Annotated in this window: 16 protein-coding genes and 1 pseudogene; 9 read left to right on the forward strand and 8 right to left on the reverse strand. The window is 62.1% G+C overall.

What is annotated here, in order from left to right:
- The first annotated feature begins 80 nt into the window (after window positions 1–80).
- Window positions 81–1,454 carry a glutamate--tRNA ligase gene (gene gltX / locus NKH63_RS04315; protein WP_352482218.1) on the forward strand — a complete coding sequence of 458 codons (1,374 nt, stop codon included), beginning with the start codon at window positions 81–83 and terminating at the stop codon, window positions 1,452–1,454.
- Here the strand turns inward: gltX and NKH63_RS04320 are convergent.
- Both NKH63_RS04320 and NKH63_RS04325 read right to left on the reverse strand, forming a co-directional pair.
- Window positions 1,372–2,574 (reverse strand): DUF2865 domain-containing protein, encoded by a 1,203-nt coding sequence (locus NKH63_RS04320; RefSeq protein ID WP_023720080.1) that lies wholly within the window; start codon window positions 2,572–2,574, stop codon window positions 1,372–1,374. The genes gltX and NKH63_RS04320 overlap by 83 nt on opposite strands.
- An 85-nt stretch (window positions 2,575–2,659) precedes the next feature.
- On the reverse strand, window positions 2,660–2,842 hold the full coding sequence (locus NKH63_RS04325; protein ID WP_023720079.1) for a hypothetical protein: 183 nt from the start codon (window positions 2,840–2,842) through the stop codon (window positions 2,660–2,662).
- On the opposite strand from NKH63_RS04325, the gene NKH63_RS04330 reads away from it, so the two are divergent.
- Complete coding sequence (locus tag NKH63_RS04330; protein ID WP_051409694.1) at window positions 2,841–3,461, forward strand: DUF1287 domain-containing protein; 621 nt, start codon at window positions 2,841–2,843, stop codon at window positions 3,459–3,461. The two genes, NKH63_RS04325 and NKH63_RS04330, sit on opposite strands and share 2 nt — an antisense overlap.
- A 12-nt stretch (window positions 3,462–3,473) precedes the next feature.
- On the opposite strand, the gene NKH63_RS04335 is transcribed toward NKH63_RS04330, so the two are convergent.
- The 4 genes from NKH63_RS04335 to NKH63_RS04350 form a co-directional block, all read right to left on the reverse strand.
- Complete coding sequence (locus NKH63_RS04335; RefSeq protein WP_352917648.1) at window positions 3,474–5,798, reverse strand: NADP-dependent malic enzyme; 2,325 nt, start codon at window positions 5,796–5,798, stop codon at window positions 3,474–3,476.
- Window positions 5,799–6,023: 225 nt separating this feature from the next.
- Window positions 6,024–6,461 carry a hypothetical protein gene (locus NKH63_RS04340; RefSeq protein WP_023720076.1) on the reverse strand — a complete coding sequence of 146 codons (438 nt, stop codon included), beginning with the start codon at window positions 6,459–6,461 and terminating at the stop codon, window positions 6,024–6,026.
- A gap of 139 nt (window positions 6,462–6,600) precedes the next feature.
- Complete coding sequence (locus tag NKH63_RS04345) at window positions 6,601–6,801, reverse strand: hypothetical protein (RefSeq protein ID WP_156948105.1); 201 nt, start codon at window positions 6,799–6,801, stop codon at window positions 6,601–6,603.
- Between the two features lie 111 nt (window positions 6,802–6,912).
- The gene (locus tag NKH63_RS04350; protein ID WP_023720075.1) at window positions 6,913–7,290 is read right to left on the reverse strand and encodes a hypothetical protein; all 378 of its coding nucleotides are present in this window, start codon (window positions 7,288–7,290) and stop codon (window positions 6,913–6,915) included.
- Window positions 7,291–7,392: 102 nt separating this feature from the next.
- Here NKH63_RS04350 and NKH63_RS04355 point away from each other — a divergent pair, with 102 nt between their 5' ends.
- A complete protein-coding gene (locus tag NKH63_RS04355; protein ID WP_023720074.1) occupies window positions 7,393–7,665 on the forward strand; it encodes a hypothetical protein in 273 nt (90 codons plus the stop codon).
- A 74-nt stretch (window positions 7,666–7,739) separates the two neighbouring features.
- On the opposite strand, the gene NKH63_RS04360 is transcribed toward NKH63_RS04355, so the two are convergent.
- A complete protein-coding gene (locus NKH63_RS04360; protein ID WP_352482221.1) occupies window positions 7,740–8,516 on the reverse strand; it encodes an SDR family oxidoreductase in 777 nt (258 codons plus the stop codon).
- A 120-nt stretch (window positions 8,517–8,636) separates the two neighbouring features.
- On the opposite strand from NKH63_RS04360, the gene NKH63_RS04365 reads away from it, so the two are divergent.
- Together NKH63_RS04365 and NKH63_RS04370 are read left to right on the forward strand one after the other, a co-directional pair.
- Complete coding sequence (locus NKH63_RS04365) at window positions 8,637–9,458, forward strand: UDP-2,3-diacylglucosamine diphosphatase (protein ID WP_023720072.1); 822 nt, start codon at window positions 8,637–8,639, stop codon at window positions 9,456–9,458.
- Window positions 9,459–9,585: 127 nt separating this feature from the next.
- Window positions 9,586–10,803, forward strand: a complete 1,218-nt coding sequence (locus tag NKH63_RS04370) for an MFS transporter (RefSeq protein ID WP_352482223.1) — start codon at window positions 9,586–9,588, stop codon at window positions 10,801–10,803.
- Here NKH63_RS04370 and dgcA read toward each other — a convergent pair.
- Window positions 10,774–11,756 (reverse strand): annotated as a pseudogene (gene dgcA / locus NKH63_RS04375) (N-acetyl-D-Glu racemase DgcA). The gene NKH63_RS04370 and the pseudogene dgcA overlap by 30 nt on opposite strands.
- Before the next feature lie 78 nt (window positions 11,757–11,834).
- Between dgcA and NKH63_RS04380 the strand changes: the two are divergent.
- From NKH63_RS04380 to NKH63_RS04395, 4 genes are all read left to right on the forward strand, one after another.
- Window positions 11,835–13,019 carry an ABC transporter permease gene (locus NKH63_RS04380; protein ID WP_023720069.1) on the forward strand — a complete coding sequence of 395 codons (1,185 nt, stop codon included), beginning with the start codon at window positions 11,835–11,837 and terminating at the stop codon, window positions 13,017–13,019.
- A gap of 1 nt (window position 13,020) precedes the next feature.
- Entirely contained in the window at window positions 13,021–13,839 is an 819-nt protein-coding gene (locus tag NKH63_RS04385) for an ABC transporter ATP-binding protein (protein WP_023720068.1), read from the forward strand.
- Window positions 13,840–13,852: 13 nt separating this feature from the next.
- The gene (locus NKH63_RS04390; RefSeq protein WP_023720067.1) at window positions 13,853–15,226 is read left to right on the forward strand and encodes an MlaD family protein; all 1,374 of its coding nucleotides are present in this window, start codon (window positions 13,853–13,855) and stop codon (window positions 15,224–15,226) included.
- A gap of 73 nt (window positions 15,227–15,299) precedes the next feature.
- A complete protein-coding gene (locus NKH63_RS04395; RefSeq protein WP_502896293.1) occupies window positions 15,300–15,920 on the forward strand; it encodes an ABC-type transport auxiliary lipoprotein family protein in 621 nt (206 codons plus the stop codon).
- The last annotated feature ends 193 nt before the right edge of the window (window positions 15,921–16,113 follow it).

A 16,113-nucleotide genomic window follows, 5' to 3' on the forward strand; every position in this document is an offset into this window, starting at 1 on the left:
GTCTTCGTCATGTTCTATGTCTGCCGCAGAGCGCGGGGGCGCGTCTTGTCAACAGCAAAACCATCCGGTACGCCCCGCTCATGACAGTTACCGTCCGTTTCGCCCCGTCACCGACCGGCCGCATCCATATCGGCAATGCGCGCACCGCTTTGTTCAACTGGCTGTTCGCCATCAAGAACAAGGGCCGCTTCATCCAGCGCTTCGACGATACCGACGTTGCCCGTTCGACGCAGGAATTTTCCGACGCCATCCTTTATGACCTGCATTGGCTGGGCATCTTCCCCGATGCCACGGAGTATCAGTCGCGGCGGGTCGAAATCTATGATGCCGCACTGGAAAGGCTGAAGGAGGCCCGCCTCGTCTATGCCTGCTATGAGACGCCTGAAGAGCTCGACCTGAGGCGCAAGGTGCGCCGCACGCGTGGCCTGCCGCCAGTCTATGGCCGCGAGGCGCTGACGCTGGCACCCGAGCAGGTCGCGGAATATGAGGCCGATGGCCGGCGGCCGCACTGGCGCTTTCTGCTGCCCAACTTCAGCAGCGATCCGCTGCAGCCGGAGCGCACCGAAATCCACTGGAACGACCTGGTGCGCGGCGAGGAGACCGTCGACCTCGCCTCGCTTTCAGATCCCGTTCTGCGGCGCGAGGACGGCACCTATCTCTACACACTGCCTTCGGTGATCGACGACATCGACATGGGCGTCAGCCATGTCATTCGTGGCGACGACCACGTCACCAATACCGGCGTCCAGATAGCCCTGTTCCGGGCGCTCAGCGCCGAGCCGCCGGTGTTCGGCCACCACAATCTTCTGACAACAGCATCAGGCGAGGGGCTTTCCAAGCGCACCGGCGCGCTGTCCATACAGAGCCTGCGTGAGAGCGGCATAGAGCCAATGGCGGTCGCTTCGCTGGCGGTACTCGTCGGTACCTCGGAAAACGTCGTGGCGGTGCCGACGATGGCTGAACTTGCCGAGCGCTTCGATCCGGCGGCAACATCGAAATCCGCCGCCAAATTCGATCCGGACGAGCTCTTCGTGCTCAACCGCACGCTGCTGCACCACATGCCCTTTTCCGAGGCGCGCGACCGGCTGATCGTGCTCGGCATCTCTGGCGAACAGGCCGAGCCTTTCTGGCTGGCGGTGCGCGGCAATCTCGACAGGCTGGCCGATGCGGCGATCTGGTGGCGCACACTTCGCGACGGTCCAGAGGAGCCGGCGGAGTTTTCCGACGATGACCGCGACTTTCTTCGCCAGGCGTTCGAACTGCTGCCGGAGGAGCCTTGGAACGGCACCGTCTGGAAAGACTGGACCGGCAAAATCCGAGCGGCGAGCGGCCGTAAGGGCAAGGCGCTGTTCATGCCGCTGAGGCTGGCGCTTACGGGACAGCCTTCGGGTCCGGAGCTTGCAGATCTGTTGCCGCTGCTGGGTCGGGAAGGAACGTTGGCCCGACGACCCTGACCTTGCGCTGTTCGGGCGGCGGCAGGGACGTCAGCGAAGGCACGGGTTTGACGGCAAGGCGTCTGATCGCCTCACGGTCGAGGCCGCCTTCCGCGTTGGCCAAGGTCTCCGGGTCGGCGCCCGGATCAGGCCTGGCAACCGGCACCGGAATGAACGGAGTGGTCTCCACGTTCGCTTCGGATCGTTCCGGGCTGGGCGGGTTGCCGGCGATGATTTCGAAATTCTGCGCGGCATTGCAGCCGCATGCCGGCGGCCGTGGCATGTCGGACTGCTTGTAGAGGTAGGCCGTCGGCAGTTCGATATAAGGCCTGCCGGTCACCGAAGACGTCATGGACGCCGAATCGCTGTTCATGCCGCGCGTGTAGAAAACCTGCATCTCGGTGCCGGGGCAGCTCGATTCGCAATTCTTCTGGTCGCGCTCGAAATCGCCGAGCGAGGCAGCATTCGACATCGGGAAGAAATAACCGTCGCAGGTCCGCACACACATGGTGCGGAATTCTCCTCGCGGCTGGCCCATGTCGGCGTTGTTGAGCAGGGTGCGGATGTTGCCCGGCTGACTTAGCTCTTCAGCCTGGCTGGGCTCTTCACGCTGGTCGGGCGCATCGGATTCACTGCCCAAAAGCTGCTCGAGCAGGTTTCCGTTGCCGTTTTCATCGCTGGCTTCGCGAACCGGTGCGGGCTTTGATGGCGCCGCTTCGTCGCGGCAGCCATTGGCGTCAAGCGAGGTCAATATGCGCGCGCGATCGCGTCGCGAACCACCGCTGTCAAGCTCAGCGCGCTTGGCCTGCAAGTCGTCGAGATTGGCAGCCATGCGATCGATGGTGGCGTCGAGTGCCGCGCATACGTTGGCGTTGCGGCGAGACAGCGAAAAGCCGCAGCCGGCGCTGCTGGATTGGCTGACGGCCTTTGAAATCTGCTGGCGCTGCCGGGCGATCGCGTCGTCATATTTCCTGAGCAAGGCCGGTTTGCCGCCGCCACCACGAGAAGCGGCAGCAAGATCGGCTTCAAGCTGGCGGCAGAGGCGGGAGGCGGCCTGCGCCTGAGTGACGGCGATGTCGCACAGTAGCAGGGCACCGAGCAGCGCGGCGGCCCGCGTCAGCTTCCAACGTGCGCCCGTCATCGCTCCGGAACTCCGCCTGTCTGCCGTTCTGAAAGCTACCGCGCTTGCGGTTAAGCGTTTGTTTAGCATATCGCTGATTCCGGCTTCAGCCCAAATCGGCGATGGCTTGCGCCTTGTGCGCGGCTTCGACCACAACCAGCGCGTCATATCGACCACGCCGCACGGCATACTCGGACATTGTCAGGACCGCGACACCCTGGCGTTGCACGAAAAAGGCGTATTCGCCCAGAAGAATGCCTGGATCCAGCAATGCCCGGAGGCTTGGCATGACCGCGATTACCCGTCGAGCCGCAGTGCAATTTGGTCTTTTGTGCCTGGCGATGCCGGTTGCCATGGCGCAGGAAAAGCCCATCACGCCGGATTGGGGCACCAAATTGGTCGAAGCCGCCCGTGAGCAGATCGGCGTCACCACGCTCTACGATCCGACCTATACACGCCTGGCCTATCCGGGCGGGGACGTTGAGCCCGAGCGGGGTGTGTGCACGGATGTCGTGATCCGTGCCTATCGCCGCGCCTTCGATCTCGATCTGCAAGAATTGGTGCATGAGGATATGCGGGCCAATTTTGCCGCCTATCCGAAGGCTTGGGGCCTGAAAGCGCCCGACCGCAACATCGACCACCGCCGTGTGCCCAATCTTGCGGTCTATTTTGAGCGGCGCGGTGCTGCCTTGCCCGTCAGCCAAGACCCCGCCGACTATCGGCCTGGGGATCTCGTCGCCCAGATGCTGCCCGGCAATCTGTCGCATATTGCCATCGTGTCGTCCAATCGCTCCACTGTGGTGCCGACAAGAGGGCTGGTCATTCACAATATCGGTGGCGGCGCCAGGGAAGAGGACACTTTGTTTGCCTTCAGGCAGACAGGGCATTTCCGGTTCGGGCCAATCTGAGAAAGCCCACGGCTAGCCCAGATCGACGATGGCTTGCGCCTTATGCGCGGCTTCGACCACGGCCAGTGCCGTCATATTGACGACGCCGCGCGAGGTGACCGACGGCGTCAATATGTGCGCCGGGCTGTCGGTGCCGAGCAGGATCGGGCCGACATGCAGCGCGTCCATCATCGTGCGCAGCGCGGTCAGCGTGATGTTCGCCGAATCGAGATTGGGGAACACCAGCAGATTGGCTTCGCCCTTCAGCCGCGAATGCGGATAGACGCGCTGGCGCAGCTGCTCCGATAGCGCCGAGTCGGCATGCATCTCGCCGTCGCATTGCAGGTCGGGCGCGATGCGCGCCAAGATCGCCGCCGCCTGCCGCATCTTCATGGCGCTTGGCGAATCGCGGGAGCCAAAATCCGAATGCGACAGCAGCGCTGCCTTGGGCTCGATGCCGAAACGCTGAATCTCCTCGGCCGCCAAAACGGTCATCTCAGCAATCTCCTCGGCGGTCGGATCGACGGAGACATGGGTGTCGGTGAGGAAAATGATGCCGCGCTGCGAAATCAGCATGGAAAGCGTCGACAGGTCGCGATCCTTGATGCCGGCGCGCCGCCCGATGATCAGCGTCACGTTGCGCAAATGACGCTCGAAACGGCCCTCAAGGCCGCAGACCATGGCGTCGGCGTCGCCGCGCTTCAGGGCAAGGGCGGCGATCACCGTATTGTCGGTGCGCACCATGGTGCGCGCCGCTTCCGTCGTCACCCCACGCCGGCCGGCAAGCTCGATCAAAAGGTCGACATAGTGGCGGTAACGCGGATCGTCTTCCGGGTTGATCAAGCCGAAATCGACGCCCGGCTTGATGCGCAGCCCGTAGCGCTTCAGCCGCACCTCGATGACATGCGGGCGGCCGATCAGGATCGGTTCGGCAATGCCTTCCTCGAGCACGACTTGCGCGGCGCGAAGTACGCGCTCGTCCTCGCCATCGGCATAGATGACGCGCTTGGCGCTCGACGTCTTGGCCATCGAGAATACCGGCTTCATGACCAGGCCGGAGCGGAAGACGAAGCGGTTCAGCTTGTCGACATAGGCGGCGAAATCGGTGATCGGCCGGGTCGCGACGCCGCTCTCGCAGGCTGCCTTGGCGACGGCAGGGGCAATGCGCAGGATCAGTCGCGGGTCGAAAGGTGAGGGGATCAGGAACTCCGGGCCGAAGATCGGCGTCTCGCCGGAATAGGCGCGCGCGGCAACGTCGGACGGCTCTTCGCGGGCAAGCGCTGCAATCGCTCGCACCGCGGCCATCTTCATCTCTTCGTTGATGGCGCTTGCGCCGCAATCCAGCGCGCCACGGAAGATGTAAGGAAAACAGAGTACGTTATTGACTTGATTGGGGAAATCGGAGCGGCCCGTGCAGATCATCGCGTCGGGCCGTGCTGCCCGTGCCGCTTCCGGCATGATCTCGGGATTGGGGTTGGCCAGCGCCAGGATCAGCGGCTTGGGCGCCATGTGGTGAAGCAATTCCGGCTTCAGCACGCCGGCGGCAGACAGGCCGAGAAACACGTCGGCGCCGGGCAGAACGTCGGCCAGCGTGCGCGCTTCGGTATCCTTCACATAAGGATCTTTCCAGCGGTCCATCTCCTCGACGCGGCCCTTATGGGCGACGCCGAACCGGTCGGTGACCCAGATGTTTTCGACCCGCGCGCCGAGCGAGACCAGAAGGTTGAGGCACGCAAGCGCCGCAGCACCTGCCCCCGACGTGACGATCTTGATGTCGGAGATGGACTTGCCGGCGAATTCCAGCCCATTGAGCACGGCGGCGGCGACGATGATGGCGGTGCCGTGCTGATCGTCATGGAAGACCGGTATGCCCATGCGCGCTTTCAACTGCTCCTCGACCTCGAAGCACTCGGGCGCCTTGATGTCCTCAAGGTTGATGCCGCCGAAGGTCGGTTCCAGCGCCGAGATCGTCTCGACCATGCGCTCGATGCCCGGTGCATCGATCTCGATGTCGAAGACATCGATGCCGGCGAACTTCTTGAACAGCACCGCCTTGCCTTCCATCACCGGCTTGGAGGCGAGCGGTCCGATATTGCCGAGGCCCAGCACCGCCGAACCGTTGGTGACGACGCCAACAAGATTGGCGCGGGCTGTATAGTCTGCGGCAGTTGCCGGATCGTCGCGGATTTCAAGGCAGGGGGCGGCGACCCCGGGCGAATAGGCAAGCGCCAGGTCGCGCTGATTGCCGAGCGGCTTCGTCGCCTGGATTTCAAGCTTTCCGGGCCGGGGGTGCTTGTGGAAGTAGAGCGCTGCTTCGTCGAGGTCGGATCGCGCCGCCTTCTTGCTTTCGCCTGTCATGACGGCCGCCTCCTCGGTTCAGTCCGTTTGGTGTTTCGAGTCTCTTAGCATGCAGCCGCGGCTTTTCGAGAGGTGATATGTCGCAAGTGCGACGCTTATGGCTTCACGCCGCCGTCGGGCCGTCTGGTCTGCCATTGAGATGTCGGGACGACAGGCGGGTGCTGCGGCGAGCTGCGCCGCCGAATGTCTGCTCGGGTGGTTTGCGGATGATTAGGTATTCTTTCGCTAGTCCGCTGTGGCGCTGTTGCTCTCATAAAGTACACGAAAGAAACTCTTAGAATAGCGGTCGTACCACGCGGCAGCCCACTCACCGACAAGTCGCTCTGTCGACGACACCCTACGCCGGTAGTCGACTGTTCGGCGGACACCTCCTTCCTCAAGATCAATGTCCAGGTGGGTAAGCTTTGGGGTCGCATCCGAAAACCTGAGATACATATATGCAAACACGGCGATGTGACGTTTTCCCATTGACAAGCAACGATTTTCAATCGCCACCACGGCAGACTGGACTGTCGCGAAATCCTCTAGCCTAACCGCTCGTTCTAGACGAACGAAGTCAAGGAACAATCTCCTGTCGGCAATTGCAAGGCTGCCGTCGGCCGTGGTTCGAACCCCGTGTGACAGCAGTTTTTGCTTAACAAAGCGATAGATAGAAGACGCCATCCGCCGGTCTCATTTTCGATTGCGAGGCAGGACATAGCATGCGGACTAACCCTAGTCCTTGTGAACTGAGTGCCGTTTTGAGCATAATGTCGCCGTGTCTCGGGCTGGCCTGAGGGCGCCCGTAACGGGTCGAAAGCGGTCAGGGGAAACCCGTATTTCTGTCTCGCTCCTGCCATTCAGGAAGTCCGGCCGCTCTTATCCGCTCGATACGGCGGATGGCATGACTAATTGATTTGGCCGCATATGGCAGGTTTTCAGGAGTTTGCAGGTGGCGAAAGTAGCTACGCGCTGCCGCAAGCGATGTGCGCCAAATCTCTTCAGAGGCGTATTCCGTGTCCACAGCTATGATCCATGCTCTTCCGACAGGATGCGATGCCCGTACTTGCCGCGTCGCCAATCTCACAGCTTTAGAATAGTCGCATAGGGTTACGCAAAGGGTGTAAGACCGACGCTACGCTCCCGTCCAAAGACGGCTCCGCAGCGACTGCACCTCTTCCCGCGAAAGGGGCGCGCTCTCGTCTGACAGGAAGAACAGAACCTCCGAGATGCCATCGTCCGCAAAGTTGAAGTCGTCGCTCATGATCAGCGCATCGGCAATGTAGGCGGCTGCTTGGATCGGTAGGATGCCGTCTGCCAGCTGACCAACCAGCACGTCTACATGTCGACGATTAATGATCGTATTTGGCCCGTCAGTGATGATGACATGCCCCACGCAGCCGGGCTTGGATGCGGCGGCTACGCATTCGTTCACTTCGGCTTCAATCTCCCGCCAAAGCTCGTCGGGTGGTTTCTCGCCGTTGAGGAAGGATATGAGGGACGAGTGTTGCATTGCGGACCTTATGCTTACGGCTCCAACGTCCGCAATGGGTGGTAGTGGGTCAGTTTGAAGTCAAAAGGGACAGCCTGAATTGCCATGTGCTATGTCTCCGGTATGAAGACCTATGATTTTGATCCTATCGAGTTCGCCAAATTAGAGTTCCTATTGGCTCACGCCGTTAGTTTTCTCCATCAAGAGCGGAGCAAGGCCGAACTCGATCAATTCCGGGCCAAATTCTTCCCAATTGTTCATGATGCATATTATCAGGTTTTGGGATCCAAGATTGACGGACGCCAGTATGAGGCAATCTCTGAATCTGATCCTTGGGCTCCGGAGTTGCCTCCGGAGCGGGTTATCGAACTCCTAGCTGAGATATTCAAAGCTTAGATTTCAAACCGACCCACTACCCAATGGGTCGCTTCCCGCCGTTACCAGCGGGTGCCAAGCCTTGGATTCCGCCATTAGAACGCGCTGACGTAGAGACCTCCGTCCACCGGTATGTTCTGCCCGGTCAGGTAGCCGGCATGAACCGAGCATAGGAAGGCGCAGATCTGGCCGAATTCCTCCGGCGTGCCGAGCCGTTTGGCCGGAACGTCGGCGCTGATGCGCGCCTTGCGCGCGGCGGCGGCCGGATCTTCAGGCGTGCCGGCCTCGTGCGGGCCGCGCAGCCGGTCGGTGTCGAGCTTGCCCGGCAGCATGTTGTTGATCGTCACATTGCGGTCGATCACCGTCCGCGCGACGCCGGCCAGGAACGAAGTGAGGCCGGCGCGCGCGCCGGACGACAGGTCGAGGCCGGGGATAGGAACATAGACCGACAGCGAGGTGATGTTGACGATGCGGCCGAAGCCGCGCGCCGCCATGCCGTCGATCACGGCCTGAACCAGCTCGACCGGCGTCACCATGTTCTGGGTGACGCCCTCGAGGATGTTTTCGCGATCGAGCGCACGGAAATCGCGAAGCGGCGGACCGCCATTGTTGTTGACGAGGATGTCGGGATCGGGGCAGGCGGCAAGCAGCGCCTTCTGGACGTCGGGTTTGGATACGTCGCCGACGATCTCGGTCACGCTGACGCCGAATTTCTCGCGCAGTTCAGCGGCGGTTTTGGCCAGCACGTCGGCGTTGCGGCCGTTGACGACCAGATCGCAGCCTGCCTCGGCCAGCGCCATGGCGCAACCGCGTCCCAGCCCCTTGCTCGAGGCGCAGACTATGGCCTTCTTGCCGCGAATACCGAGGTCCATGGTGATTTTCTCCTCTGATTGCCGCGGCAACCTACCCGTATGGCTGGACCAATCGCAACCGTCATACGGTTGTTGCATGAATCGGGGCATAGCCTCACGCGAAAGCAACGGTGACAAATGATGTCCGGCGCAGAGCCCCGCACTTTCCGCAGCATGTTCATCTCCGACGTCCATCTCGGATCGAAGGCGGCCAAGGCCGAGTTCCTGATCGATTTCCTGCGCCATCACGATGCCGATATCATCTATCTCGTCGGCGATATCGTTGACGGCTGGCGCTTGAGACGGAGCTGGCACTGGCCGCAGAGCCACAATGACGTGGTCCAGAAATTGCTGCGCAAGGCGCGCAAGGGCGCCAGCATCACCTACATCGCCGGCAACCATGACGAGTTCGCGCGGCAGTTCCAAGGTGTGCATTTCGGCGGCATTGTCGTCGCCGATCGCGCCATCCACGAGACCGCCGATGGCAAACGCCTTCTTGTCATCCATGGCGACCAGTTCGACACCGTCGTCCACAATGCGCGCTGGCTGGCCTATCTAGGCGACTATGCCTATGACGCGGCGATGCTGGTCAATCGCGTCATCACGCGCCTGCGCCAAGTGCTCGGCCTGCCTTACTGGTCGTTCTCGTCCTGGGCCAAGGTCAAGGTCAAGAAGGCGGTGAATTTCATCGGCTCGTTCCAGACCGTGCTGACCGAGGAGGCGCGCCGCTCGCATGTCGACGGCGTGATCTGCGGGCACATCCACCATGCCGCGATCGAAAGCTACGAGGACGTGCAGTACATCAACACCGGCGACTGGGTGGAGAGCTGCACGGCGGTGGTCGAGCATTTTGACGGCCGGATGGAGATCCTGCACTGGGCGCATGTCCTGCCGGAGACTCCGGTCGGCAGCGAGGTGCTCGTGCCGATCGACATCAAGGGCAGGGCAGTCCAGGCGGCTTGACCAAACCCGGCCTCACCTCGCTTTAATCGGTTAGTCCAGCGGTTTCATCCACTTTTTCGCCGTGTTATGCAGCGGCTGGTGTGGTGGGCCGACCCGGCTGAATGCCGTGCCGACGGATCGCCTGTTAATGTCCTCGCTGCCGCCGCTTTCGCCCGAACAGCTCGTCAAGCCACCCCATTTCGAACTGCGCATGAGCTTGATCTTCTTCACGCTCTTCGTTCCGCTCGGAACGCATGTGCCCTATTTCCCGCTCTGGCTGCAGGCGAAGGGGTTCCATGCCGAGCAGATAGCCGTGATCCTCGCTGCGCCGATGTTCCTGCGCGTGGCGACGACGCCTTTTCTTACCGCTCTGGCAGACAAAGCGAGCGACCGCGCCAATGTCTATGTCGCGCTGGTCGCCGCATCGCTGATCCTGTCGGCCGGTTACTTCCTGCCGCCAACCTACGCAATGGTACTTGCCGTATCGTTGGCGCTGACGGTCGTCTGGACGCCGCATTCGCCGATTGCCGATTCGCTCGCCCTTTCAGGTGTTCGCCGCTTCGGCTCGAACTACGCCGGCATGCGCAAATGGGGCTCGATCTCCTATCTCTGCGCCAATCTCGCCGGCGGCTTCATCCTGTCGGCGAGCGGTGCCCAGGCTGTCCCGGTGATCATCTTCGTGTCGTTATGCGCCGCGCTAGCCGCCGGACTGATCGCGCCGCGCCTCGGCCGTCCGCGCCGCGCCTCGCCGCTTTCAGCCGCCGATATCCAGCAATCGGCACCGAAACTCCTCAACCGGTACTTCCTCTACTTTTCGACCGGCGTCGGCATCATCACCGCCAGCCACGCGTTTCTCTACGGCTTCGTGTCGATCTACTGGAAGTCGATCGGCATCAGCGATTCGGTTGTCGGGCTGCTGTGGGGGTGGGGCGTCGTCGCCGAGATATGCATGTTCGTCGTCTTCACCCGGGCTTTCGCCTCCTTCTCGGTCGTCTCGATCATGCTGATTGCCGGGATAGGTGCGATCGTGCGCTGGATTGCCTTCCCCCTGATCTGGCCGCTCGGGCTTGGCGTTGGCGGGTTCTTCGCGATCCAGACACTGCACGCCGTCTCGGTGGCGCTGGTGCTGATCGGCCTGCAAAAGATGATCGGTGAGACAATCGCGGAAGAACGCACCGGGGCGGCGCAAGGCATCGCCTATTTCTCCAACGGCTTCTTCATGGCGGTGGCAACGCTGATTTCAGGTCCTCTTTACGATCGCTTCGGCGCGAATGGCTTCTTTGCGATGATCCCCATCGCCCTGACGGGCCTGGCGCTGATCGGGCTTGCCGCGCGTTCAGCCCCACAGCGCTGGCTCGGGCGGTGACACCAGCGAACCTTGGTAGACGAGACCTGGAACGCGGTCGCAGGCTAGCAGCAACGGACCGTCGAGATCGACGAAATCGGCATCCTGCGCCAACAGCACGGCCGGCGCCATCGCAAGCGATGTGCCGACCATGCAGCCGACCATGACGCCAAGACCCAGTTCGCGGGCGCGGTCGCGAAGCACGAGTGCTGCGGTCAGGCCACCCGATTTGTCGAGCTTGATGTTGATGGCGTCGTAGAGGCCGACAAGCGCGTCGAGGTCCTTCGCCTCGTGCACGCTTTCGTCGGCGCAGATCGGCACCGGATGCGCGATGTGGCGAAGAATACCGTCATGTCCCGCCCGCAGCGGCTGTTCGATCAAGGCGATACCGTGCTCGGCGGCAAAGGCGAGGTTTGCGCCGATATTGTCGTCATTCCAGCCCTCATTGGCGTCAAGAATGATTCGGCTGTCGGGTGCCGCCGCCGTCACTGCACGGATGCGGGCGATGTCGTTGTCGCCCCGATCTTGACCTTGAGCAGCGGGCGCTGGGCGTTGGCGCGGGCTTGCGCCGCCATCGCCTCGGGCTCGGCGAGCGACAGTGTGTACGCCGTCTCAAGCGCCCGTAACGGAACGGTTCGTATCATATGCGCCACCGGTGTTCCGCTGATCTTCGATTCCAGGTCCCAGAGCGCGCAATCGATGGCATTGCGTGCCGCACCCGCAGGCATGGCACCGAGCAGGGCGGTGCGGCTGATGCCGCCCGCGATCTCACCGCGCATCGCCTCGATCGCGTCGCGCACACCCTCCACGGTCTCGCCATAGCGCTTGTAAGGGACACATTCGCCGCGCCCGGTATGGCCGTCTTCGCTGATGGCGCAGGAAATCACCTCAGCCTCGGTCTTCGAGCCGCGCGAAATGGTGAAGGTCCCGGCAATAGGAAAGCGCTCGGCCTCGACCGAAATGACACGCGCCATATTTTTCTGCTCCGGCTGTGCAACAAGGAGGATATCGGCAAATCGACAGGTCGGCCCCGTCAGGCTAAACAGGACGCCATGTTGACCATCCGCAAACGCGACGCAAGCGGCCCTGCCAAGGAGCCCGACCACCAGCCGCGCATCGCGATCGGCGAGGAGGGCGGCGTTCTCGGCTGCGCTTTCTCGGGAAGCTGGACGACACGCACCGTGGCGCTGGTCGATGCCGAGATGCGCAAGATCGAGCAGCGCAGCGGCTTCAAGACGCTGGCGCTCGACCTCTCACAAATCGAGAAGATGGACACTGCCGGAGCATGGCTGATCGACCGCCTGGTCAGCAGCTTCGAAAAGAAGGGCGTCGAGATCACGATGCAGGGGCAGAGCGAGATCGCCTCGATCCTGCTTGGCGCCGTCGGGGACGCCGTTCGACGCGAGCCCGAATCAGGTCCGGCAAAGCCGCCCAACTTCATCATTCGCGGGCTCGAGGCGGTTGGCCGGCGCGTTTATGAGATGCGCGACGATTTCCTGGCCGCAATGAACATCCTCGGCGCCACGATACGCGGCTCGCAGATGAAGCTTGGCCGCGGCCATGCCGTCAACATGGCGGCGATCTTCAACCAGATCGATCGCATGGGCGTTGGCGCCATACCGGTGGTTGTGCTGATGTCGGCCATTGTCGGTGCGATCGTCGCCCAGCAAGGCGCCTATCAGCTCAGCTATTTCGGCGCCGATATCTTCGTCGTCGACCTGGTCGGCGTGCTGATCCTGCGCGAGCTCGGCGTGCTGATGACGGCGATCATGATCGCCGGCCGCTCCGGTAGCGCGATCACCGCCGAGATCGGCTCGATGAAGATGCGCGAGGAGGTCGATGCGCTGAAAGTGATTGGCCTCAATCCAATCGGCGTGCTGGTGTTTCCGCGGCTGGTCGCGCTGGTCGTCGCGCTACCTTGCCTGACGATCATCGCCAATTTTGCCGCGCTGGGCGGCGGCATTTTGGCTGCATGGCTCTACTCCGATATTGCACCGGCAGCGTTCATTGACCGGCTGCGTGTCGCAATCGACCTCAGCACCATCTTTGCCGGCCTGATCAAGGCGCCTTTCATGGCCATGATCATCGGCATAATTGCCTCGGTCGAGGGCATGAAGGTTGGCGGCAGCGCCGAATCGCTTGGCCAGCATGTGACCGCCTCAGTGGTGAAGTCGATCTTCGTGGTCATTATCCTCGATGGGCTTTTCGCCATGTTCTATGCAGCGATCGAGTTCTGACATGGCGCTGCCGGGCACAAACACGACCAAGGTGGCGGAGAAAGCCAAAGAGGACGAGATCGTGCTGTCGGCGCACGACGTCACGGTGTCGTTCGCCGACCAAGTCGTTCTCGACAAATTGTCGCTCGACATCTGGCGCGGGGAGATTCTCGGCTTCGTCGGTGCCTCCGGTGCCGGCAAATCTGTTCTCTTGCGCACCATCCTTGGCCTGACGCGCAAGCAATCGGGAACAATCAAACTGTTCGGCGTCGACGTCGAGAAGGCAAGCGAAAGGGAGCGCCTTCGCATCGACATGCGGCTTGGCGTGCTGTTCCAGCACGGCGCGCTTTTTTCGGCGCTGACCGTCCTCGAAAACGTCCAGGTGCCGATGCGCGAATATCTCGATTTGCCGAAGAAGCTGATGGACGAACTGGCCATGCTCAAGGTCGAGCTGGTCGGACTGCCGCCGGACGCGGCGCAGAAATTCCCTTCCGAGCTTTCCGGCGGCATGATCAAGCGTGCTGCGCTGGCGCGCGCTCTGGCGCTCGACCCGGATATCGTCTTCCTCGACGAACCGACTTCCGGCCTTGACCCGATCAGCGCGGCTGAGTTCGACGAATTGGTCGTCAAGCTGCGCGATACGATGGATTTGACCGTGTATATGGTCACGCACGATCTCGACACGCTGTTTACCGCGTGCGACCGCGTGGCGGTGCTTGGCAAAAAGAAAGTGCTGGTCGAGGGCACGATCGACGACATGCTCAGGAGCGAGGAACCCTGGGTAAAATCCTATTTCCGCGGAAAACGCGCCCGGCAACTTGATCTTGCGGCGCGCGCATAGCCATAAGTGAGCAATGGAAACCAGGGCCAACTACGTCATTGTCGGCATTTTCACGCTGGCCGCCATCCTCGCGGCTTTCGCTTTCGTCTATTGGACGGCGGCGATCGGCGACAAGGGTGAGACGACCATATTGCGCGTGCGCATTCCAGGGTCGGCTTCGGGACTCGGCCGTGGCAGCTTCGTACTGTTCAACGGCGTCAAGGTCGGCGACGTGCGCCGTGTCTATATCGACGTCGACAATCCGACCGCTGCCATCGCCGACACCGAAATAGACCGCAATACGCCGATCACCAAGTCGACGCAGGCCGATATCGGGCTTGCCGGCCTCACCGGGCAGGCCAATATCGAGCTCAAGGGCGCCGACCCCAAGGAGCCAAAACTCCTCGACGAGGCGGAAAAGGAAGGCCGTGTCGCTGAGATCGTTGCCAACCCGTCGGCGGTCACCAATCTGCTGCAGACGGCGCAGAACATCTTCACCCGCGCCGACAAGGTCCTTTCGGAGCTCGAAGGCTTCACCAAGGACGTTCGCGGGCCGCTGACGCAGACGGTCAACAATGTCCAGACCTTCTCCGATGCACTGGCCAGGAATTCGGACGGGGTCGACAAGTTCCTGGCCAGCGTCAGCTCGCTGGCGGACGAATTGAAGGGTGTTTCGGGCAAGCTCGACGGCACTCTGAAGGCGGCGGAAGGGCTACTCAACGCCGTCGACAAGGACCAGATCAAGAGCATCGTCGCCAATGTCGACACGGTCACTTCCAACCTCAAGGAAACCAGCAAGCAGTTCGACACGGTCATCAAGAACGTCGACACTGCGGTCGGCTCGATCAACGACTTCGCCCAGAAGACGCAAGGCACGCTGGCCAAGGTCGACGGCGTTCTCGACGGCATCGATCCGGCTGAGGTTCGCACCGCGCTGGCCAACATCCAGAAGGCCAGCGAAAACGCCAACGAGGCTGCCGCCGACATCGCCAAGGTGACCAACAAGTTCGCCAACCGAGCCGACGACATCGATGAAACCATCAAAGACGCGCACCAGCTCGCAGGACGCCTCAACGATGCCTCGGTGCGAGTCGACGGTATTCTTGCCAAGGTCGACAAACTGCTCGGCTCCGGCCAGGCCGACGGCGTCATGGCCGACGCGAGAGCGACGCTGAAATCGTTCAAGCAGGTCGCCGACACGCTGAACGCCCGTCTCGGTACCATCACCGACAATCTGGCGCGATTCTCGGGACAGGGGCTGCAAAACGTCGAAGCGCTGGTCCAGGACAGCCGTCGTTCGATCACCCGCATCGAGGAGGCGGTAACCGATCTGAGCCGCAACCCGCAGCGGATCCTGTCCGGCGGCGAGGGCGAGGTCCGGCAGTTCGACGGCAGGGTGCGCCGTTGACTTCGGCCTCCGCCCACAGCAAGAACATAGCTTGCAGATACGCGTTGTTTCCACGATCCGGGGGGGATCGCGTTTGAAGTCGATCAGTTCAGGCAGCATCAGATCGAGTGGGTTGAAGAGCGGGGCGGTGTTGCTGGCGCTTGCGCTTGCAAGCTGCGCGGCCTTGCCTGGCGGCGGACCGGCACCGCTGGACACGTTCGAGCTTTCGGCGCCGTCGCTGGAAGCGCGTGCCCACAGCCGTCGCCAGATCCTCATCGCCCAGCCGTCGGCGCTCAAGGCGCTGGACAGCCAGAACATCGTCATCAAGCCATCGCCGCGATCGATCCAGTATCTCAAGGGCGCGCAATGGGCCGACCGGCTGCCGATGATCGTACAAGCGCGGCTGGCAGAGACGTTCCAGCGCTCGGGCAGCTTCACCGGCGTCGGTAAGCCGGGCGAGGGGCTGGCAATCGACTATCAGGTGATCGTCGAGATCCGCTCGTTCGAGGTGCGTGTCGATGGCGGCCAACATGCCGAGGTCGAGCTGTTCGTGCGCCTGTTGAACGACCGCAACGGCGAAGTGCGCGCTTCGAAGACGTTTAGCGCCATCGCGCCCGTTTCGGGCAGCGGCAACCAGGCCTATGTCGGCGCGCTCGACGCGGCGTTCGGTGATGCGGCCGGGCAAATCGTCCGCTGGACGGACACTGTGATCTGACGCGGCCGGAACTGCCGGGCGCAGCTAGGATCAAACTCAATCATCTGACTGCCCCAATGGCCGAGATGGGTGGTAGGTTGCCGTTCGGCTCATCTGCCAGGACGAGCACGTTGCGCCAAAGAAGGCGAAGGCGTTGTGCGTCGGCTAGCGAGCTTCGTAACAGTTGCTCAACCGGACACGACAAGTGCCGACG

This window comes from Mesorhizobium sp. M0960 (assembly GCF_040319055.1).
GTDB lineage: Bacteria > Pseudomonadota > Alphaproteobacteria > Rhizobiales > Rhizobiaceae > Mesorhizobium.

Bases quoted from the DNA above. Each gene is read 5' to 3' on its own strand.
- gltX (WP_352482218.1), top strand. From the start codon at position 81: ATGACAGTTACCGTCCGTTTCGCCCCGTCACCGACCGGCCGCATCCAT.
- NKH63_RS04320 (WP_023720080.1), bottom strand. From the start codon at position 2,574: ATGACGGGCGCACGTTGGAAGCTGACGCGGGCCGCCGCGCTGCTCGGT.
- NKH63_RS04330 (WP_051409694.1), top strand. From the start codon at position 2,841: ATGACCGCGATTACCCGTCGAGCCGCAGTGCAATTTGGTCTTTTGTGC.
- NKH63_RS04325 (WP_023720079.1), bottom strand. From the start codon at position 2,842: ATGCCAAGCCTCCGGGCATTGCTGGATCCAGGCATTCTTCTGGGCGAA.
- NKH63_RS04335 (WP_352917648.1), bottom strand. From the start codon at position 5,798: ATGACAGGCGAAAGCAAGAAGGCGGCGCGATCCGACCTCGACGAAGCA.
- NKH63_RS04340 (WP_023720076.1), bottom strand. From the start codon at position 6,461: ATGGCGTCTTCTATCTATCGCTTTGTTAAGCAAAAACTGCTGTCACAC.
- NKH63_RS04350 (WP_023720075.1), bottom strand. From the start codon at position 7,290: ATGCAACACTCGTCCCTCATATCCTTCCTCAACGGCGAGAAACCACCC.
- NKH63_RS04355 (WP_023720074.1), top strand. From the start codon at position 7,393: ATGAAGACCTATGATTTTGATCCTATCGAGTTCGCCAAATTAGAGTTC.
- NKH63_RS04360 (WP_352482221.1), bottom strand. From the start codon at position 8,516: ATGGACCTCGGTATTCGCGGCAAGAAGGCCATAGTCTGCGCCTCGAGC.
- NKH63_RS04365 (WP_023720072.1), top strand. From the start codon at position 8,637: ATGTCCGGCGCAGAGCCCCGCACTTTCCGCAGCATGTTCATCTCCGAC.
- NKH63_RS04370 (WP_352482223.1), top strand. From the start codon at position 9,586: ATGTCCTCGCTGCCGCCGCTTTCGCCCGAACAGCTCGTCAAGCCACCC.
- NKH63_RS04380 (WP_023720069.1), top strand. From the start codon at position 11,835: ATGTTGACCATCCGCAAACGCGACGCAAGCGGCCCTGCCAAGGAGCCC.
- NKH63_RS04385 (WP_023720068.1), top strand. From the start codon at position 13,021: ATGGCGCTGCCGGGCACAAACACGACCAAGGTGGCGGAGAAAGCCAAA.
- NKH63_RS04390 (WP_023720067.1), top strand. From the start codon at position 13,853: ATGGAAACCAGGGCCAACTACGTCATTGTCGGCATTTTCACGCTGGCC.